The following is a 19,243-nucleotide window of genomic DNA, read 5'->3' on the forward strand; positions in this document are numbered from 1 at the left end:
ATGTCCCATGCCCCCTTTCGACGCAGAGCTGACCGACCGCTTGATCCGCTACTGCGCGATCGACAGCCAGTCCGATCAGGACCGCCCCGGCGCGCCCTCGACCGACTGCCAACACGACATGCTGGACCTGCTCCGGGCAGAGCTGGTGGACATCGGCGCGACTGACGTGGTCAAGACCGACTACGGCACCGTCCTGGCCACGATCCCCGGCACCGTTCCCGGCCCGACCATCGGGTTTCTCGCCCACGTGGACACCGCGCCGCAATTCAATGCCACCGGCGTCAAACCCAGGGTGATCGAGCGCTACAACGGCGGCACCATCACCTACCCGGACGCGCCCGACCTGGCGCTCTCGCCCGAGGCCTTCCCCTATCTGGCCCAGAAGGTCGGGCACGACATCGTCACCGCCTCGGGCCTTACCCTTCTGGGGGCCGACGACAAGGCGGGCATCGCGATCATCATGACCGCCGCACGGCACCTGCTGGAAACCCCCGACCTGCCCCGTCCCCCGATCCGTATCGCCTTCACCCCGGACGAGGAAATCGGGCGCGGCGTGGACGCCCGCCTGCCCGCCGATCTGGGCGTCGATTTCGCCTATACCTTCGACGGCGGCGATCTGGGCGAAATCGTCTACGAGACCTTCTCGGCGGATTTCGCGACCGTCACCGTCACCGGCGTTTCGATCCATCCGGGCGATGCCAAGGACAAGTTGGTCAACGCGATCCATCTGGCGTCCAAGATCGTCGATACCCTGCCCCAGGTCACCCGAACGCCCGAAACGACCGAGGGCCGGGAGGGGTTCCTGCATGCCGTCGACATGAAGGGCGGCTCCTCCGAGATGGTGGTGCGCTTCATCCTGCGCGATTTCGAACGCGACGGGCTGGCGGCCCATGGGGATCTGCTGCGGCAGGTCTGCGACACCATCGCCGCGACCGAACCCCGCGCCCGCATCACCTGCGAGATCACGCCGCAATACCGCAACATGCGCTATTGGCTGGAGGACGACATGACGCCCGTGGATCTGGCCCGCGCCGCGCTGGCCGATCTGACCATCCCCGAGGTGTCGGTCCCGATCCGCGGCGGCACCGACGGGTCGCGTTTGACCGAAATGGGCGTGCCCTGCCCGAACCTGTTCACCGGAATGCAGAACATCCACGGCCCGCTGGAATGGATTTCGGTGCAGGACATGGGCCGCGCGACCGATTTCTGCCTGGGCATCGTGACGCGGGCCGCACGGGGTGAATAGCGCGGAACAGGTCTGATCGACCCGTCTCTGTGCGAATTTTAGGTATGACGCGGATCACCCGTCGATCACCCCCGCATCACCCTTCCAATCTGCCGGACAAAAAAGCGGCCCCCGATCGCTCAGGGGCCGCCTTCTGGCAGGGAACTGTGGGGTGGCTTACCAGTCGGCCGCGCCGCGGTCGCGAAAGCTGTCGACCAGGAAATCGATGAAGGCGCGGACCTTCGGCTGGGTATAGCGACCCGGCGGATAGACCGCGTAGATGCCTTGGGTTTCGGGGGCCAGCCCTTCGATCGCGGGGACGAGTTTCCCCTCCTTGACGGCATCGGCATACAGGAACGAAGGCAGGAACGCGATGCCCAGACCGTTGCAGGCGGCGTTCAACAGGGACTGTCCGTCGTTGACCGTCAGCCACCCAGCGGACCGCACCTGACGCTTCTCGCCCGAGGGTGCCGTCAGCTTCCAGACAGACCCGTTGGCCTGGTTGGAATAGTGCAACAGCTTGTGTTCATTGAGATCGTCGATCCGCTGCGGTCGACCATACTCCTCCAGATAGGCCGGCGAGGCGATCATCTGCTTGTGCGTCTCGGCCAGTTTACGGGCGCGCAGCGAGCTGTCTTCCAGATCCCCGATCCGCACCGCCAGGTCGAACCCTTCGGAGATCAGCTCGACATAGCGGTTGTTCAGAACCATGTTGACCGTGATGTCCGGGAATTCATGCAGAAAGGACCCCAGGATCGGCGACAGGTGATTGACGCCAAAGTCTGTCGCCACCGAGACCCGCAAGACACCCGATGGCGCGCTTTGCATCGCGGTCACCAGGGCATCGGCCTCGCCGGCATCGTTCAGAACACGGCGGGCGCGGTCGTAATAGGCCAGACCGATTTCCGTGGGGCTGACCCGACGGGTCGTCCGGTTCAAAAGCCGCGCCCCAAGGCGCGTTTCCAGCGAGGAGACATGCTTGGAAACAGCGGACTTGGAGATCCCGAGCTTCTTTGCGGCGTCGGTAAACCCACCCTGGTCGACGACCGTGGCGAAGGCTTCCATTTCCGAGAGGCGATCCATTTCAGCAGACCCTTACAACTGTTCAACTTGGGGTCCTTGATGACGGCGGAATGGGGCGAGACCATGCCCCGCTCTGGTCAATCTCGGGATCGTTTAAAGATTGGGCGGATTTGGGAAACGCGGAAACGATCGGTTCAACGGTTTGATTTCAAACATGAAACCATGATCCTGTACGCCTGAAAATGGCGACAATCGGCGCAATTTGCGCCGATTTGCCTTCATTATTCCAAGGCAGTCACAGCGTCGCCGCCAGCCGCGCACCCTGATCGATGGCACGTTTCGCGTCCAGCTCGGCTGCGACATCCGCCCCCCCGATCACGTGACAGGCCACGCCCTCTGCCTGCAACGCATCGGCCAGCGACCGCTCCGGCACCTGGCCTGCGCACAAAACGATGGTGTCCGCCTCGATCAGAGTCAGGCGTTCCCGCGCCTCGCCAAAGCTGACCTCCAGGCCCTCGGACGTGATCCGCTCGTAATTGACCCCCGGCACCATCTTCACCCCCTTCATCTGAAGGCCGGCGCGGTGGATCCAACCGGTCGTCTTGCCCAGCCGTTTGCCCAGCTTCTCGGACTTGCGCTGCAACAGCGTGATCTGGCGCGCCGACGGCTCAGGCTGCGGGCCGTCGGGATCCAGCCCGCCGCGATGATCCGCCGGATCGGCCACGCCCCATTCCTCCAGCCAGGCTGGCAGATCCTCGGTGGTGGACGGGCCTTCGACGTGGGTCAGGAAATCGGCGGTGTCGAACCCGATCCCGCCCGCGCCGACAACGGCCACGCGCGGCCCGACCTTTGCCCCGTCGCGCAGCACGTCGATGTAGGACAGCACGTTCGGTCCGTCCTGCCCCGGAATGCCCGGATCGCGCGGCATGACGCCCGTTGCGATGACAACCTCATCGGCGGTCTTCAGGTCCAGAACCGTCGGGGCCGCGCCCAGCCGCAGGTCGATGCCCGGGTGATCCACCATCCGCGTCATCCAGTCGACCAGACCGACGAACTCTTCCTTGCCGGGAACGACCTTGGCCATGTTCAGCTGTCCGCCCACCCGGTCTGCCTTGTCCCAAAGGGTCACACGATGCCCGCGCCCGGCGGCGATCATGGCGACGGTGCAGCCCGCCGCCCCGGCCCCGACCACCGCGATGTGACGCGGGGCCTCGGTCGTTTCATAGCGCAGCTCCGTCTCATGACAGGCGCGGGGGTTCACCAGGCAGGAGGTCATCTTGCCCCCGAACGTATGGTCCAGACAGGCCTGGTTGCAGGCGATACAGGGCGCGATATCCCCGGCGCGCCCCTCGGCGGCCTTTCGCACGAACTGGCTGTCGGCCAGGAACGGACGGGCCATCGACACCATGTCGGCGCAGCCATCGGCCAGCACGGCCTCGCCCACTTCGGGCGTGTTGATCCGGTTCGACGTGATGATCGGGATGGAAACCGCGCCCATCAACTTTTGCGTCACCCAGGCAAAGGCCCGGCGCGGGACGGAGGTGGCGATCGTGGGAATCCGCGCCTCGTGCCAGCCGATGCCGGTGTTGAGGATCGTGGCGCCCGCCGCCTCGATCTTGCGGGCAAGAGCGACCACCTCGTCCCAGGTTTGTCCCTTGGGGATCAGGTCGATCATCGACAGCCGGTAGATGACGATGAAGTCCGGGCCGACGGCCTCACGGACGCGGCGCACGACCTCGACCGGCAGGCGCTGCCGGTTCTCGACCGAGCCGCCCCAGCGGTCGGTGCGCTTGTTGGTATGCTCGACCAGGAACTGGTTCAGGAAATACCCCTCCGAACCCATGACCTCGACCCCGTCATAGCCCGCCTGCTGCGCCCGCACGGCGGCGGTGACGATGTCGGCGATCTGTTTTTCGATACCGTCCTCGTCCAGCTCCTTTGGCGGAAAGGGAGAGATCGGGGATTTCACCGGCGAGGGGGCCACGCAGTCGGGCGAATAGGCATAGCGCCCGGCGTGCAGGATCTGCATTGCGATCTTGCCGCCCGCGTCATGGACCCGGTCGGTGACGATCCGGTGGTTGGCGATGTCCTGATCCGAGAACAGCCCCGCCGCGCCGGGAAACACCCCGCCTTCGCGGTTGGGGGCCATGCCGCCGGTGACCATCAACGCCACACCGCCCGCAGCACGTTCCGCATAGAAGGTGGCGACGCGGTCCCAATCCTTCGTCTCCTCCAGGCCGGTGTGCATGGAACCCATGAGCACGCGGTTCTTGAGGGTGGTGAAGCCCAGGTCCAGCGGCGCGAGAAGATGGGGATATTGGGTCATGGCGTCCTCCTGCGATCTTTCCTGCGGCGCCACCCGGCCCCTGTCATCCCGAAACGCTGCGTCACGCCCCTGACATGGCAGGCGTCAGATCTCGGCCCGGGGACGACGCGCCAGGGTCAGGTCCTCCAGGCGGAGGTCGTAGTGTTCCGGTGGCGCGAACATCAGGTCCAGCCAGGCGGCCTCCATGCGGGATGGATGCAGATCGTGAAAGCCCAGGTCGAACTCTGCGTGCAGGGTGTCGTCGTGATCCGCATCCGGCTCCATCGCCTCGGTCAGTTTTTCGATGTTCGGACCGTTGCGGATATTCAGCCGCGCATAGACCCGCGCCGCACCCGACGCCGGGCTGCGCAAGGTCACGCGCAGGATATGGGCCCGGCGCATGTTGCGCGCTGCGGTCTGCGGCAGGTCGATGGCCAGCGACAGAAAGCTGCCGCCAAAGTCACGAATGGCGACGGTGACCGCGTGGGGCGCGCTGTCCGATTGGCGGAGGTCGACCTGGGATTGGCTGCAATCGTGAAACAGCCTGACCCCGGAGGTAATGCGCGTGCCATCGGTCACATTGGACAGTTGACCGGACGCCATCGGCGCGGCCCAGGGGGCCGGGCGCCAGGCCCAATCGCACATCGGCGGCTGGGGAATGCCCGACGCCGCATCCGGCAGATCGGGCACGGCCAGGAACGCCACCTCCTGTGCGGCGCGACGGGCGCGCAGCCAGTGGATCAGGGGACGTTCCGGCACCGGAACCTCAGAGGTCCATGTAGATGTGTTCTTCCTGCTTGGCCCCCGGATGGGTGCAGGCCCCGTATTTGGCGGACCCGACAAGCTGTGCGTATTTCCACAGCGCACCCGAGGCGTAGATCGTCTTGCGCGGGCCTTTCCATTCGGCCTTGCGATCTGCCAGCTCCTCGTCGGTCAGGTCGACGGAAATCGTCCCTTCGATGGCGTTGAGCGTGATGACGTCGCCGTTCTTGAGCATCCCGATGGGACCGCCGTGCGCCGCCTCGGGCCCCACGTGACCCACGCAGAAACCGCGCGTCGCGCCGGAAAACCGCCCGTCGGTGATCAGCGCGACCTTCTTGCCCATGCCCTGACCGGACAGCGCAGCAGTGGTCGCCAGCATCTCGCGCATGCCGGGGCCGCCCGCGGGGCCCTCGTTGCGGATCACGATGACCTCGCCTTCTTCGTATTGGCGCGCCTTGACGGCCTCGAAGGCGTCTTCTTCGCATTCGAACACGCGGGCCGGACCGGTGAAGATCTGGTGCTGTGCTTCCATGCCCGCGACCTTCACGATGGCGCCTTCGGGGGCCAGGTTGCCCATCAGGCCCACGACGCCCCCGGTCTTGGTGATCGGGGTTTCGATCGGATAGATGACCTTGCCGTCGGCCTCCCCTTTGACGCGGTCCAGCTCTTCTCCGATGGAGCGGCCGGAGGCGGTGATGCAATCTTCGTGGATCAGGCCGGCCTTGCGCAGTTCCTTCATGACGACAGGCAGGCCGCCTGCCTCGTAAAGGTCCTTGGCGACGTATTGGCCGCCCGGCTTCAGGTCGACGAAATAGGGCGTGTCGCGGAAGATCTCGCAGACGTCCTGCAGGGTGAACTCGATCCCCGCCTCATGGGCGATGGCGGGCAGGTGCAGACCGGCGTTGGTCGACCCACCGGTGCAGGCCACCACGCGGGCCGCGTTTTCCAGCGCCTTGCGGGTGACGACGTCCCGGGCACGGATGTTCTTTTCGATCAGGTTCATCACCGCCTGGCCGGACGCGATGGAGTAGTGATCCCGGCTCTCGTACGGCGCGGGCGCCCCGGAGGAGTTGAACAGAGCCAGGCCAATCGCCTCGGACACGCAGGCCATGGTGTTGGCCGTGAACTGGCCGCCGCAGGCCCCCGCCGAGGGGCAGGCCACCCGTTCCAGAACGTCCAGCGCGGCGTCCGACAGGTTCCCGGCCTGGTGGTTGCCCACCGCCTCGAACATGTCCTGCACGGTCAGGTCGCGGTCGCGGTATTCGGCGGGCACATCGGACCCCGACGGCGCGCGCCCAGGCAGGATGGAACCGCCGTAGATGAAGACCGACGGCGTGTTCAGACGGACCATCGCCATCATCATCCCCGGCAGCGACTTGTCACACCCCGCCAGGCCGACAATCGCGTCATAGCAATGCCCGCGCATCGTCAGCTCGACCGTGTCGGCAATCGCCTCGCGCGAAGCCAGCGAAGACCGCATCCCTTCGTGCCCCATCGCGATGCCGTCGGTGACGGTGATGGTGGTGAATTCGCGGGGCGTGCCGTTGCCCTGCTTGACGCCCAGCTTCACGGCCTGGGCCTGGCGGTTCAGCGCGATGTTACAAGGCGCGGCCTCGTTCCAGCAGGTGGCGACGCCGACCCAAGGCTGATGGATCTCCTCCTCGCCCAGGCCCATGGCGTAGAAATACGACCGGTGCGGTGCACGCGCCGGGCCTTCGGTCACGTGACGCGAGGGCAGTTTGGATTTGTCCGTGGGGCCTTTGAGCATTGTCTCTCTCTCCTGTCCGTCCCGATCGGGGATAGACGCCGGGGCAAGGCCAGACAAGCGCGATTGCCGCAGCGGCCCTTGCTCGCTAGGGTCGGCGCAAAACAAATCGAGGGCATCGAGCATGTGGACCCCCGAATTCGACCAGTTCGTCGCGCCCGCGCGCGACCGTCCCCAGTTGTGGCGCTTGCTGCTGGGGCTTTTGCTGGTGCTGTGCGTCTACGTGATCGGCATCATCGTCCTGCTGGCCTGTGTCTGGGCGGCGGCGGGCAACGCGGGCCTGAACGGCTGGATGCAACGGATCGCCCTGGCCGAAACGCCGACGGCGGTGGTTTTGATGCTGGGCACATTCGCGGGCATGGTCGCGGGCACGGTTCTGGCCGCCCGCCTGCTGCACCGGCGCGGGATCGGCAGCTTGCTGGGCACCGGCACCCTGCGCGGCTTTGGCCTGGGCGGGGTCGCGGCGGCGCTGTTGTTCGCGGCGGTCTTTGCGTTTCTGCCCGCGCCCTACGTCCTGATCCGCAACACACCGACGGATCTGTTCCTGTCGTTCCTGCCCATGGCCCTGATCGGGCTGCTGCTGCAGACGGGTGCCGAAGAGGTGCTGTTTCGTGGCTATCTGCAACAACAGCTGGCGGCGCGGTTCCAGCATCCGCTGATCTGGATGATCCTGCCGTCGGTCGCCTTTGGCCTGCTGCATCTCGACCCCGCGACGGCGGGGGCCAATGCCTGGCTCCTGGTGGGTGCGGCCACCGTCTTTGGCCTGGTGGCCGCGGATCTTACGCGGGTGACCGGGTCCATCGGCATCGCCTGGGGCATCCATTTCGTCAACAACGCGGTCGCGATCCTGTTCGTGGCACTGGACGGGTCGCTGTCCGGCATGGCCCTGTGGAAGACGCCCTTTACCGCGGCCAACACCGAGGTGCTGCGCCCGCTGATCGTGCAGGATGTGATCACGACCGTGATCCTGTGGGCGGTCATCCGGCTGTGGCTGGCGCGGCGGATGAACGGCGCCCCCGCCTGAGCCATCGGCGACGGAATTGCATTCCAGCGGCGCGGGGCCTATCTGCGACCCAACGGCAGCAGGGGCGCACGACATGAACTGGATCTCGAACTACGTCCGACCAAAGATCAACTCTCTGTTCTCGCGCCGCGAAGTGCCCGAGAACCTTTGGACGAAATGCGACGAATGCGGGACCATGCTGTTCCACCGCGAATTGTCGGACAATCTGCGGGTCTGCACCAACTGCGGCCACCACATGCACCTGGCCCCGCGCGACCGGTTCAATGCGCTGTTCGACGGGGGCATCTTTACCGAAGTCAAAGTGCCCCTGCCGATCGAAGATCCCCTGAAGTTCCGCGATCAGAAGAAATACCCGGACCGGCTGCGCGCCGCGCAAAAGGCCAACGATGAGGCCGAGGCGATGCTGGTCGCCGAGGGCGAGATCCACAAGACGCCCGTGGTTGCCGCCGCGCAGGATTTCTCCTTCATGGCCGGATCCATGGGGATGTACGTGGGCAACGCCATCATCGCCGCCGCCGAACGCGCGGTAAAGCTGAAGCGCCCGCTGATCCTGTTTTCCGCCGCAGGCGGTGCCCGCATGCAGGAAGGCATCCTCAGCCTGATGCAGATGCCGCGCACCACCGTTGCGGTCGAGATGCTGAAGGAAGCGGGCCTGCCCTATATCGTCGTGCTGACCCATCCCACGACAGGCGGGGTGACCGCGTCCTATGCGATGCTGGGCGATGTCCAGATCGCAGAGCCGAACGCCCTGATCTGCTTTGCCGGGCCGCGCGTGATCGAACAGACGATCCGCGAAACCCTGCCCGAAGGGTTCCAGCGCGCCGAATACCTGCTGGATCACGGCATGCTGGACCGGGTCACGCCACGGGGTCAGCACCGCGATGAACTGGCCACGATCCTGAGGATGCTGATGGGCCTGGGCCCCGTCGTCCACGGCGATCTGCCGCGTCCGGTCGAAACCACCGTGCCGGACCCCGCGCCCGAGGCCGAGGCCCTGCCGACGCTGGACCCGGGCACCGCGTCCCCCGCGACCAAGACCTGACCGCCCGGCGACCGGCATCCGGCCTTGCAGCCGGATGCCCCGCGCGCGACGTCCCGTCCCGACCCAAGGCACGACATGCAGACCTCCGACGCCATTCTTGACCGCCTGATGGCGCTGCATCCCAAGGTGATCGACCTTGTGCTGGACCGGGTGCACCGGCTTCTGGACGCGCTCGACCATCCCGAAACGCACCTGCCGCCGGTGATCCATATTGCGGGCACCAACGGCAAGGGATCGACCTTGGCCATGATCCGCGCCGGGTTGGAGGGGGCAGGCGACAGCTGCCACGCCTATACCTCGCCGCATCTGGCGCGGTTTCACGAACGCATCCGACTGGCCGGGGACCTGATTGCCGAAGACAGGCTGGCCGAGCTGCTGGCGGAATGCGAGGCGGCGAACGGGGGCGACCCGATCACCTATTTCGAGATCACGACCTGCGCCGCCCTGCTGGCCTTTGCCCGCACCCCCGCCGACTGGACCCTGCTGGAGGTCGGTCTGGGCGGGCGGCTGGATGCGACCAATGTCGTGAACCCCGCGCTGACCGTGATCACGCCGGTCTCGATGGATCACGAAGGGTTTCTGGGCGACACCATCGAAAAGATCGCGGGCGAAAAGGCGGGCATCCTGAAACCCGGCGTGCCCTGCATCGTCGGCCCCCAGGACGAGGCCGCGCTGGAGGTCATCGAATACCGCGCCGCGCGCCTGAACGCCCCGCTGCATATCCACGGGCAGCACTGGCATGTGACCGAGGAAAATGGCGGGTTGGTGTTCCAGGACGAAACCGGGCTGATGGACCTGCCGCCGCCGCGCCTGATCGGCGCGCATCAGGCCCAGAATGCCGGCATGGCCGTGGCCGCCCTGCGTGTCCTGGGCCGGGCCGAAGGCGCGCCCGCCGCGATGCGCAACGCGACCTGGCCCGCGCGGATGCAGCGGCTGTCGACCGGGCCACTGGTCGACGCCGCGGGCGCGGCCGAAGTGTGGCTGGACGGCGGGCACAACCCCGCCGCAGGCATGGCCCTGGCCGAGGCGTTGACCCGCCTGCCGCACCGGCCCCTGCATCTGATCTGCGGCATGCTCAACACCAAGGACGCGCGCGGTTACATGCGCCCCCTGGCGGCCCGTGCAGACCACCTGCACGCCGTGTCCATCCCCGGAGAACCGAACACGCTGAGCGCCGCGCAGACCCGCGCCGAAGCCGAAGCCGCCGGATTGCCCGCCTCGGAGGCCGGATCGGTCGCCGAAGCCATCGCCCGGATCACGTCGGTCGACCCTCAGGCACGGATCCTGATCTGCGGGTCGCTCTATCTGGCCGGGCGGGTCCTGCAACAAAACGGCTGAGGCGGCGTGAACCCCGCCCTACGGCTTGCCCTGCGCGGCGGACACCTCGATAGTCGGGCGATGATCCGCCTGACCCTGATCCTTGCCAGCCTCGCCCCGCCCGCACAGGCCGTGACCCACACCTTTTGTTGGCGGGGTGCCGAAGGGTATCGGATCGAGGGCCACATCACCTATCCTGATAAGGCGCAGGGCTGGCTGATCACGGAAACCACGGTGACGGGGTTCGGGATCACCGGCTGGCGGGGCGACAGCTATCTTGGGCAATGGTCGCTCAAGGATCTCACGCCCGAGACGTCCTGGACGCTGCGGTTCGACAGCCAGACGCTGACCTTCCCCATGGGCGGCTATCGGGAAGACGGAACCTATCAGGCCTGGAACGCCGGTGGCTTCGCAAATGACTGCGGCGATCCCGGCTTTGGGTTCAATGGGGGTAACCGGGCGCAGGATGTCTGCGTCAACGGGATCTTCATCGACGAAAGTGGTGTTCCCGCGGACACACCGCTACGCGTCTCGCCCGATCCGGCAAACCCCTGCGGGCCGCTGCCGATGTCGTCGCTGTCTCGGCGCCGGTCCTCGGTCGGCTAGGCGGCGCGCGCCAGGGGATGTTATCGCCCCGGGGGGCCGGCGGGCTCAGCCGTCCGGGCCCCACCCCTCTGCCTGCATCTCGCGCAGGCGGCTGGCGGTGCGCTCGAACTCGAAGACGTCGCCACCGGACAGGGCCTCTGGCTCTGCCTCGGCGCTGATGATCAGTTTGACCTTCGCCTCATAGAGCGCGTCGATCAGGGTGACGAAGCGACGCGCCTCGTTGCCGTGGGCGCGGTCGAGCCGGGGCACATCGGTCAGGATCAGAACCCGCACCGCGCGGGCCAGCGCCAGGTAATCGCCCGCGCCGAGGGGCTGTCCGCAAAGCTGCGCAAAGGAGGCACGGGCCACGCCAGAGGCGAAATCGTCCAGGCGCACGTCGCGCCCCTTGACCCGCAGCGTCAGTCCCTCGTTCCGACCGCCCGACAGACGCGCCCAGATCTCCTCCAAGGGGCCGCCGCCGACAAAATAGGTGGGATCGCCGCCAATCCGATCCTGACGGTAGTCGCGGGGCGACACCAGTTCGTGCACCAGCATCCGGTCCTTCACCATCTCGATGAACGGCACAAACAGCGCCCGGTTCAGCCCGTCCTTGTACAGATCGTCGGGCACCCGGTTCGAGGTGGTCACCACATGCACCCCGGCGTCAAAGAGCCGCTCGAACAGGCGGCCCACGATCATGGCGTCGGTGATGTCGGTGATCTGCATTTCGTCGAAGCAGAGCACGCGAACCTGATCGATGACGCTGTCGGCAAAGGGGGCCAGGGCGTCGCGCGTGCCGGCCGCGCGGGCCTGATGCATGGCCTCGTGGGCCTCTTGCATGAAGGCGTGGAAATGCACACGGCGGGACGGGACGGGCGCGGCGTCGTGGAACAGGTCCATCAACATGGACTTGCCGCGCCCCACTCCCCCCCAGAGGTAGCAGCCCATCGGCCCCTCGGGTGCCTTGCGACGCCCCAGAAAGCCACGTTTCAGGGGCTGGGCCAACTTGGCGCGGATCGCCTCCAGCGGGACGAGCGCCGCCTCTTGGGCGGCATCGGCGGTCAGCGTGCCATCGGCCACGCGGGCGGCGTATATCTGGGTCAGGGTCATGGCGCGCAACGTCTACAGACCAGATCGGGAAAGGCAATCATGGCGAGGCACCGGCGGGGCTGATCCGGGCGGCGGTGACCGGGACGATTGCGGGCCCGCTGCGACCCGACCGACCGCCGGCGGCGGATCAGGGCCGCCCCGCATCGGCTGCCCCACAAGGCACCTTTGCGCCTGCGCACCGAGTGCAGGCTTGCCTGATCGCCGATCCATGTCACCCTGTTGGCACCAACAGGAGGAGAGACTCATGCGATTGCTACTCGCCCTTACGCTGGCCGCGTCCCCGGCGCTGGCCCAGACCGCGACCGATGCCGTGGCACCCGAGGCCGCGTCCGGTCTGGCCCCCGAGGTCGTGGCCCCCGTCACCGCGCAGACCTGGATGGTCGCCGCCGCCAACCCGCTGGCCGCAGAGGCGGGCGCGCGCGTCCTGCGCGAGGGCGGGTCGGCCGCCGATGCCATGGTCGCGGTGCAGGCCGTTCTGGGCCTGGTAGAGCCGCAGTCCTCGGGCCTGGGTGGCGGCGCCTTCCTGGTCTGGTACGACGCCGAGAGCGGCGAGATCACGACGCTCGACGGTCGCGAGACGGCCCCCATGACCGCCACCCCCCTGCTGTTCCAGAAGGACGGAGAGCCGATGGGCTTCTGGGATGCGGTCGTGGGCGGGCTGTCGGTCGGCACGCCGGGCACGCCCGCCCTGATGGAGGCGGCGCACCGCCGCTGGGGCACCGCCAACTGGGGCAGCCTGTTCGACGAGGCCATCGCCCACGCCGAGGACGGTTTCGCCGTCTCGCCGCGCCTGGCGACTCTGGTCGCGGGCGATATGGACCGGCTGACGGTCGCCCCGGCGACGGCCGCCTACTTCTATCCCGGCGGCACCGCGATCGCCGAGGGCAGCACCCTGACCAACCCCGCCTATGCCGCGACCCTGCGGGCGCTGGCCGCCGAGGGGGCCGCCGCCTTCTATGGCGGAGAGATCGCCGAGGGCATCGTCGGCGCGGTGCGTGGCGCGGCGCAGCCCGGCCAGTTGTCGATGCAGGATCTGGCGGCCTACGAGGTGATCGAGCGGCCCGCGGTCTGCGCCGACTATCGCGGGGCCGAAGTCTGCGGCATGGGGCCGCCATCGTCGGGCGCGCTGACGGTCGGGCAGATCCTGGGGATGATCGAACGCTATGACATCGCCGCCATGGGACCGGATTCGGCGGAGGCCTGGCGGATCATCGGCGACGCCTCGCGCCTCGCCTTCGCGGACCGGGGCCGCTACATGGCCGACAGCGATTTCGTGCCGGTCCCGACCAAGGGCCTGGTCGATCCGGCCTATCTGGCGGACCGTGCGCAGCTGCTGTCCGGAGACGACGCCCTGCCGGAGGTCGCACCCGGTTCACCGCCCTGGGATCACGCCATGCTGCTGGCCGACGACCAGAGCATCGAACTGCCGTCCACGTCCCACATCTCTATCGTGGATGCGGCGGGCAATGCCCTGTCGATGACGACGACGATCGAGAACGGCTTCGGCTCGCGGGTGATGGCACCCGGTGGATTCCTACTGAACAATGAGCTGACGGATTTCTCGTTCCGGTCGCACAGCGACGGCGTTCCCATCGCCAACCGGGTGGAGCCGGGCAAGCGGCCCCGGTCGTCGATGGCCCCCACCATCGTGATGCGCGACGGCGCGCCGGTTCTGGTCGTCGGATCGCCGGGCGGGTCGCGGATCATCGGCTATGTGGCCAAGACCATCGTGGCCCACATGGATTGGGGCATGGACGCGCAACAGGCCGTGGCCCTGCCGCATCTGGTCAACCGGTTCGGCACCTATGACCTGGAGGAAGGGACCGCCGCCGAGGGTCTGGGCATTGCCCTGACCGAGATGGGGTTCGAAACCAGCGTGCGTGGCCTGACGTCGGGTCTGCATGTCATCGCGGTCGGACCCGACGGGTTGTCGGGCGGGGCCGATCCGCGACGGGAAGGTGTCGCCATCGGAGAGTGACCGGCCAGCGGGGGCCAACCCCCGCACCCCCGGCATATTTCCGAAACAAGGAAGGGATCAGGGGGCCGTGCAGTCCCCGCCCTGAAGACAGGCCAGAGCCTGGGTCTTGACCTCGGGCGTGGCGGCAAAGGCGAACTGGCCGCAGGGGCCGGCGGTCAGGACATGGCCGTCGGCCCGTCGCTCCAGAAACAACAGCGTCTCACCACGCGGCAGCCCGCCACACCAGGGCCCGAGGCAGCCGACCTCGACCGCCACATCGAACAGCCTGTAGACGTTGAAACCGGTCCCGCTGGCCAGCACCCCTTCGAACCGGGTCCGCAGGACATGGCCTTGCCGTTGGTTCGGATCGGTCGGATCCGGCGGCGCGGCCTCTCCGGGGAGGGGGGTCAGCATGCCGACGGCCAGGACATAGGTGGCAGGGCTGTCTTGTGCCACGGCAAAGCTGCGCTGCACCGTTGGGGCCAGACAGGACAGGGCCAGCGCAGGGCCGGCAACAAGGATGACAAGACCAGCGGCAAGCAGGGTGCGGATCATTTTAGGGCCTCCGGGACGGGTGATGCCCCGGTTTGGCGTCGCGGGCGCGCGCTAGGCAATAACCGGGATCAAAGCAGGTCGAAACGGCCCAGAACCTTGGCGTAGATGTCGCGCTTGAACGGCACGATAGAGGCCAGAACATCCGGCCCCGGCATCCAGCACCAGCGAGAGAATTCGCGCACATGGTGATCCAGATCGACCGCGTCATCGGGTCCATCATACCTCATGCGATACCAGTGCTGCGTCTGACCGCGATAGCGCCCCTTCCACATCTTGGGTACGATGTCAGGGGGCAGGTCGTAGGGCAGCGGGTCGTCGATCCGGTCCAGCAGGGTGACGGCGCTTGCAGGCAGGCCGGTTTCCTCGGTCAGCTCGCGGTAGGCGGCAGCTTCGGGGGGCTCCCCCTTGTCGATGCCGCCCTGGGGCATCTGCCAGGCACCGGGACGGTCCAGCCGTTCCCCCACCCAGATCAACCCGGCGGGGTTGGTCAGGCAGACGCCCGCGCAGGGACGATAGGGCAGCTTGGCGATATCTTCGGGGGTCATGGGCGTCAAAGGGGGCCTGATGGCCCCCCTCCTGTCATTCTGCGGCGACGTCGATGGCCGACAGGCCTTTGAGGATGTCGATGGCATAGGCCAGTTGATAATCCTCGTCGCGCAACTCGGCGGCCTTTACGGCGGCTTCCTGTTCCTTGCGCACCTGTTCCTGCTGATCTTCGGTCAGGCTGTCGTTCGACAACGACCCGCGCAGCGAGGATTCAGACCGGCGGGGCCGGGCGTTGGTTTCTTCTTCTTCGCCCTCGACGGCGGGGCGGCGGGGCGGCTGCACCACGACAATATCGGGCGAGATGCCAAGCGCCTGGATCGAGCGCCCCGACGGCGTGTAATAGCGCGACGTGGTCAGGCGGATCGCGCCATCCCCCTGCAACGGCATGATCGTCTGGACGGAGCCCTTGCCGAAGCTCTTGGTGCCGACAACCACCGCGCGGCGGTGATCCTGCAAGGCACCTGCCACGATCTCGGAGGCGGAGGCGGAGCCGCCGTTGATCAGAACCACCATCGGCAGCCCCTCGATCACGTCGCCGGCGCGCGCCGCGAACCGGTCACCGTCGGACGCTTCGCGACCACGGGTCGACACGATCTCTCCCTGCTCCAGGAAGGCATCGGCCAGGTCGACGCCCGCATTCAGCAACCCGCCGGGGTTGTTGCGCAGGTCCAGGACGATACCGTTGATCGCCTCCAGCCCGCCGGCCTCTTCCAGTGCGGTTTCCAGACCGGAAAGGACATTGGGCATCGTCTGGTCATTGAAGGTCGAGACGCGCACCACGACGCTGTCGCCTTCCTGACGGACGCGCGCGGCCGTCAGCTTGATGGTATCGCGGGTGATGGTGATGTCGATCGGCTCTTCCAGGCCTTCGCGCACGATGGTCACGACGATGTCGGACCCGATCGGGCCGCGCATCAGTTCGACGGCCTCTTCCAGGGTCAGACCCAAAAGGTTCTCGCCGTCGACTGCGGTGATGAAATCCCCCGCCTCGACGCCCGCCTCGAAGGCCGGGGTGCCGTCCATCGGGGTGATGACCTTGACGTAGCCCTCTTCCTGCGTGACCTCGATGCCGAGACCGCCGAATTCACCCCGCGTATCGACCTGCATGTCCTGAAAATCGCGCGGCGGCAGGAACGACGAATGCGGGTCGAGCGAGGTCAGCATGCCGTTGATCGCGGCCTCGATCAGATCGCCTTCGTCCACGTCCTCGACGTATTGATTGCGAATGCGCTCGAACACGATGCCGAACAGGTCGAGCTGCTCATAGACGTTGGCCTCGTTGCTTTCCTGCGCCAACAGGGGGCCTGCTATCTGCGTGGTGGCCAGGATGCCTGCGACGACGCCACCGACAGCGGCCATTGCGAATTTCTTCATGACGTTTCCCTACTCCTCGGCGAACCACACAGCCGGGTCCACGGGCCTTCCGGCCTCTCTGACTTCCACATAAAGCGTTTCCGTGCGCGATGTTCCACCACCTGCGGCTGCCTGGCGCAGAAAATCGGTGGCATTTGGCGACGTCCCGCCCATCAGGCCCAGCGGCGCACCCGCCACCAGGATCTGTCCTGCCTGAGCGTAGAGCGCATCCAGACCGGCGAAAACCATCATCGCGCCTGGGCGCGGCTCCAACAGGATAACATTTCCGTAATCGAGCAGCGGGCCGCCATAGCGCACCGTCCCGGCGGCTGGGGCGGTGACGATGGCCCCCGGCGCGGTGGCCAGCACAAGCCCGGGGCGCGCGATGCCCGCCGCGTCCGGCTGATTGAACCGCCGCAGCACGGTGCCGCCCACCGGCAGCGGCAGCGGCAGGTCCAGAACCGCCTGGCCCGGCGCAGTGGGCAATTGACCCAGGCCGTCGGCAAAGGCCTCCAGCGTGTCGACCCGGTTGAGCAAGTCGGCAAGCTGCGCGCTGTCCTCCGCCAGACGGCGCGGCAGATCGGTCCGGTCGGCGATTGCCTCCGACAGGGCGATGCGGGCGACCTGAACCCCGTCCAGCCCGGCGCGCAGGCTGTCGGCGGCGGCCTCCTCCAGCAGGCGCAGCTCCTGCAGATCCGTCAGGGCGAACCGCAGGCTGTCGGCCTCGGCCTGCAGTCCGGGCGCGACCTGCGCCAGCATCATCGACGACCGCGCCGTGCCCAAAGCCCCCGAGGGATGCAGCAGCAAAAGCGGCGTGGGTGCCCGTTCCATGTTGCTGAGCACGCCCAGAAGGCGCGCGATTTCTTCTTCGCGGGCGTCCAGATCGGCGGACAGGGCACGTTCGCGGATCGTCACCTGTCGCAGCCCGTCGCGCAGCGCAGCGAGCCCCTCCTCGTAGGCGCGCACGACCGCGGTCAGCGCCGAGACGCGGTCCCGCGCGCTTTGCGCGGTGTCGAGTTGTTCCGCCGCATCCGACAACAGGGTCGCGGCACGGCGCGCGGTCTCTCCGGCGTCTTGTGCGGGGGCTATCCCCACCAGGAGCGCCCAGAAAAGAACCGCCCGCCAGATCATGCGATCAGCGTCTCGCCCGTCATTTCCACGGGCTTTTCGATCCCCATCAGCTGCAGGATGGTCGGGGCCAGATCGGCCAGCCGCCCGTCACGCAGCGACGCGCCTTCGGGCCCCCCATAGAGGATCACAGGAACCGGATTGAGGGTATGGGCGGTATGCGCCTTGCCGGTATCCGGGTTGATCATCGTTTCGCAATTGCCGTGATCGGCGCAGACCACCATGGCCGCGTCCTTGCCGTTCAATGCGTTCAGAACCGCGCCCAGTCCGGCATCCACCGCCTCGCAGGCGGCGGTCGCCGCCTTCAGGTCGCCGGTGTGACCGACCATGTCGGGGTTGGCGAAGTTTACCACGATCAGGTCATAGCCCTTTTCGATGGCGGCAACGAAATGCTCCGTCACCTCCGGGGCGGACATTTCCGGTTGCAGATCGTAGGTCGCGACGTCGGGTGATTTCGGCATGAAGCGGTCTTCGCCCGGCTCCGGCTCTTCCTTGCCACCGTTCAGAAAGAAGGTGACGTGGGGGTATTTCTCGGTCTCGGCCAGATGGAACTGGGTCTTGCCCTGTTCCGCCACCCAATGCCCCAGGGTGTTGTCCACTGTTTTCTTGGGAAACACCGTCGTCATGAAGGCATCGTGCCGGGTCGAATAATCCACCATTCCCAACATGTGCAGGGCCGGGCGATCCTTGGTGTCGAACCCGTCGAAGCCGGGCTCGGCCAGGGCGGACAGGATTTCCCGCGCACGGTCGGCGCGGAAGTTCAGACAGAAAACGCCGTCGCCGTCGTTCATCCCTTCGTAGTCGCCGATGACAGTCGGCTGAATGAATTCATCGTTCTCGTCGCGCGCGCGCGCGGCCTCAACGGCGGCCTCGGGGGTGTCCACATGTTCCCCTTCGCCCCAGACCATTCCGGCCCAGGCGCGTTGCACCCGATCCCAGCGGTTGTCACGGTCCATGGCAAAATAGCGCCCCGTTACCGTGCCCACGCGCACGCCGTCCGGCAGGTCGGCCATCAGCGTCTCGATATATCCCTCGGCAGAGCGGGGCGCGACGTCGCGCCCGTCGGTCACCGCATGCAAGACGACAGGCACGCCCGCAGCGGCGACGGCACGGCAGGCCGCCAGGACATGGGTGATGTGCCCATGGACACCGCCGTCCGAGACGACACCGATCAGATGCGCCGTGGTGCCGGTGTCGCGCAACGTCGCGATCCAGTCGGTCAACGCCGGTTCATCCTTGAAGCTGTCGGTCGCGACCGCGTGGTCGATCAGGCCCAGGTCCATGCGCACGACCCGGCCTGCACCGATGTTCATGTGGCCGACCTCGGAATTGCCCATCTGCCCCTCGGGCAGGCCCACGTCGGGGCCATAGGTGACAAGCGTCGCATTCGGACATTCGGCCATGAGCCGGTCGAAATTCGGTGTGTTCGCGCAATCCGGGGCGGATTGTTCCGGTCGGTCGGAAATGCCCCAACCGTCGAGAATGCACAGGATGACGGGTTTCTTCTGCATGGGACCTCCGGTCGCTGTCGGGCTGCTTTTACGGC

16 protein-coding genes are annotated in these 19,243 nt (G+C 67.0%); 6 read left to right on the top strand and 10 right to left on the bottom strand.

Annotation, left to right across the window (positions count from 1 at the left end):
* The first annotated feature begins 7 nt into the window (after positions 1–7).
* A complete protein-coding gene (gene pepT / locus K3551_RS02485) occupies positions 8–1,246 on the top strand; it encodes a peptidase T (protein WP_259917402.1) in 1,239 nt (412 codons plus the stop codon).
* Positions 1,247–1,402: 156 nt separating this feature from the next.
* Here pepT and K3551_RS02490 read toward each other — a convergent pair whose 3' ends face one another.
* From K3551_RS02490 to ilvD, 4 genes are all read right to left on the bottom strand, one after another.
* Positions 1,403–2,308, bottom strand: a complete 906-nt coding sequence (locus K3551_RS02490) for a LysR family transcriptional regulator (protein WP_259917404.1) — start codon at positions 2,306–2,308, stop codon at positions 1,403–1,405.
* A gap of 235 nt (positions 2,309–2,543) precedes the next feature.
* Entirely contained in the window at positions 2,544–4,574 is a 2,031-nt protein-coding gene (locus K3551_RS02495) for an FAD-dependent oxidoreductase (RefSeq protein WP_259917406.1), read from the bottom strand.
* Between the two features lie 84 nt (positions 4,575–4,658).
* Positions 4,659–5,312 carry a DUF6478 family protein gene (locus tag K3551_RS02500; protein WP_259917408.1) on the bottom strand — a complete coding sequence of 218 codons (654 nt, stop codon included), beginning with the start codon at positions 5,310–5,312 and terminating at the stop codon, positions 4,659–4,661.
* Between the two features lie 7 nt (positions 5,313–5,319).
* Positions 5,320–7,083 carry a dihydroxy-acid dehydratase gene (ilvD, locus tag K3551_RS02505; protein ID WP_259917410.1) on the bottom strand — a complete coding sequence of 588 codons (1,764 nt, stop codon included), beginning with the start codon at positions 7,081–7,083 and terminating at the stop codon, positions 5,320–5,322.
* 121 nt (positions 7,084–7,204) lie between these two features.
* On the opposite strand from ilvD, the gene K3551_RS02510 reads away from it, so the two are divergent.
* The 4 genes from K3551_RS02510 (at position 7,205) to K3551_RS02525 (ending at position 11,069) form a co-directional block, all read left to right on the top strand.
* On the top strand, positions 7,205–8,104 hold the full coding sequence (locus K3551_RS02510) for a CPBP family intramembrane glutamic endopeptidase (RefSeq protein ID WP_259917411.1): 900 nt from the start codon (positions 7,205–7,207) through the stop codon (positions 8,102–8,104).
* A gap of 73 nt (positions 8,105–8,177) precedes the next feature.
* Complete coding sequence (accD, locus tag K3551_RS02515) at positions 8,178–9,146, top strand: acetyl-CoA carboxylase, carboxyltransferase subunit beta (RefSeq protein ID WP_259917413.1); 969 nt, start codon at positions 8,178–8,180, stop codon at positions 9,144–9,146.
* 75 nt (positions 9,147–9,221) lie between these two features.
* Positions 9,222–10,484: a folylpolyglutamate synthase/dihydrofolate synthase family protein gene (locus tag K3551_RS02520; RefSeq protein WP_259917415.1), complete on the top strand. Its 1,263-nt coding sequence runs from the start codon at positions 9,222–9,224 to the stop codon at positions 10,482–10,484.
* Between the two features lie 6 nt (positions 10,485–10,490).
* Positions 10,491–11,069 carry a hypothetical protein gene (locus K3551_RS02525; protein WP_259917416.1) on the top strand — a complete coding sequence of 193 codons (579 nt, stop codon included), beginning with the start codon at positions 10,491–10,493 and terminating at the stop codon, positions 11,067–11,069.
* A 45-nt stretch (positions 11,070–11,114) separates the two neighbouring features.
* On the opposite strand, the gene zapE is transcribed toward K3551_RS02525, so the two are convergent.
* Positions 11,115–12,158: a cell division protein ZapE gene (gene zapE, locus K3551_RS02530; RefSeq protein ID WP_259917418.1), complete on the bottom strand. Its 1,044-nt coding sequence runs from the start codon at positions 12,156–12,158 to the stop codon at positions 11,115–11,117.
* A 244-nt stretch (positions 12,159–12,402) separates the two neighbouring features.
* Here zapE and ggt point away from each other — a divergent pair, with 244 nt between their 5' ends.
* Positions 12,403–14,136, top strand: a complete 1,734-nt coding sequence (gene ggt, locus K3551_RS02535; RefSeq protein ID WP_259917419.1) for a gamma-glutamyltransferase — start codon at positions 12,403–12,405, stop codon at positions 14,134–14,136.
* A gap of 57 nt (positions 14,137–14,193) precedes the next feature.
* Here the strand turns inward: ggt and K3551_RS02540 are convergent, their stop codons facing one another.
* The 5 genes from K3551_RS02540 to gpmI all read right to left on the bottom strand — a co-directional run bounded on the left by K3551_RS02540 (position 14,194) and on the right by gpmI (position 19,208).
* A complete protein-coding gene (locus K3551_RS02540) occupies positions 14,194–14,670 on the bottom strand; it encodes a hypothetical protein (RefSeq protein WP_259917422.1) in 477 nt (158 codons plus the stop codon).
* Positions 14,671–14,738: 68 nt separating this feature from the next.
* Positions 14,739–15,215 carry an RNA pyrophosphohydrolase gene (locus K3551_RS02545; protein WP_259917424.1) on the bottom strand — a complete coding sequence of 159 codons (477 nt, stop codon included), beginning with the start codon at positions 15,213–15,215 and terminating at the stop codon, positions 14,739–14,741.
* 34 nt (positions 15,216–15,249) lie between these two features.
* Positions 15,250–16,590, bottom strand: a complete 1,341-nt coding sequence (locus tag K3551_RS02550) for a S41 family peptidase (RefSeq protein ID WP_259917427.1) — start codon at positions 16,588–16,590, stop codon at positions 15,250–15,252.
* Between the two features lie 9 nt (positions 16,591–16,599).
* Positions 16,600–17,700: a murein hydrolase activator EnvC gene (locus tag K3551_RS02555; protein WP_259917429.1), complete on the bottom strand. Its 1,101-nt coding sequence runs from the start codon at positions 17,698–17,700 to the stop codon at positions 16,600–16,602.
* Positions 17,697–19,208: a 2,3-bisphosphoglycerate-independent phosphoglycerate mutase gene (gene gpmI, locus K3551_RS02560; protein ID WP_259917431.1), complete on the bottom strand. Its 1,512-nt coding sequence runs from the start codon at positions 19,206–19,208 to the stop codon at positions 17,697–17,699. The genes K3551_RS02555 and gpmI overlap by 4 nt, the downstream gene beginning before the upstream one ends.
* Positions 19,209–19,243 lie beyond the last annotated feature (35 nt).

The sequence above is a fragment of the Jannaschia sp. M317 genome (assembly GCF_025141175.1).
Taxonomy (GTDB): domain Bacteria; phylum Pseudomonadota; class Alphaproteobacteria; order Rhodobacterales; family Rhodobacteraceae; genus Jannaschia.

Bases quoted from the DNA above. Each gene is read 5' to 3' on its own strand.
- pepT (WP_259917402.1), top strand. From the start codon at position 8: ATGCCCCCTTTCGACGCAGAGCTGACCGACCGCTTGATCCGCTACTGC.
- K3551_RS02490 (WP_259917404.1), bottom strand. From the start codon at position 2,308: ATGGATCGCCTCTCGGAAATGGAAGCCTTCGCCACGGTCGTCGACCAG.
- K3551_RS02495 (WP_259917406.1), bottom strand. From the start codon at position 4,574: ATGACCCAATATCCCCATCTTCTCGCGCCGCTGGACCTGGGCTTCACC.
- ilvD (WP_259917410.1), bottom strand. From the start codon at position 7,083: ATGCTCAAAGGCCCCACGGACAAATCCAAACTGCCCTCGCGTCACGTG.
- K3551_RS02510 (WP_259917411.1), top strand. From the start codon at position 7,205: ATGTGGACCCCCGAATTCGACCAGTTCGTCGCGCCCGCGCGCGACCGT.
- accD (WP_259917413.1), top strand. From the start codon at position 8,178: ATGAACTGGATCTCGAACTACGTCCGACCAAAGATCAACTCTCTGTTC.
- K3551_RS02520 (WP_259917415.1), top strand. From the start codon at position 9,222: ATGCAGACCTCCGACGCCATTCTTGACCGCCTGATGGCGCTGCATCCC.
- zapE (WP_259917418.1), bottom strand. From the start codon at position 12,158: ATGACCCTGACCCAGATATACGCCGCCCGCGTGGCCGATGGCACGCTG.
- ggt (WP_259917419.1), top strand. From the start codon at position 12,403: ATGCGATTGCTACTCGCCCTTACGCTGGCCGCGTCCCCGGCGCTGGCC.
- K3551_RS02540 (WP_259917422.1), bottom strand. From the start codon at position 14,670: ATGATCCGCACCCTGCTTGCCGCTGGTCTTGTCATCCTTGTTGCCGGC.
- K3551_RS02545 (WP_259917424.1), bottom strand. From the start codon at position 15,215: ATGACCCCCGAAGATATCGCCAAGCTGCCCTATCGTCCCTGCGCGGGC.
- K3551_RS02550 (WP_259917427.1), bottom strand. From the start codon at position 16,590: ATGAAGAAATTCGCAATGGCCGCTGTCGGTGGCGTCGTCGCAGGCATC.
- K3551_RS02555 (WP_259917429.1), bottom strand. From the start codon at position 17,700: ATGATCTGGCGGGCGGTTCTTTTCTGGGCGCTCCTGGTGGGGATAGCC.
- gpmI (WP_259917431.1), bottom strand. From the start codon at position 19,208: ATGCAGAAGAAACCCGTCATCCTGTGCATTCTCGACGGTTGGGGCATT.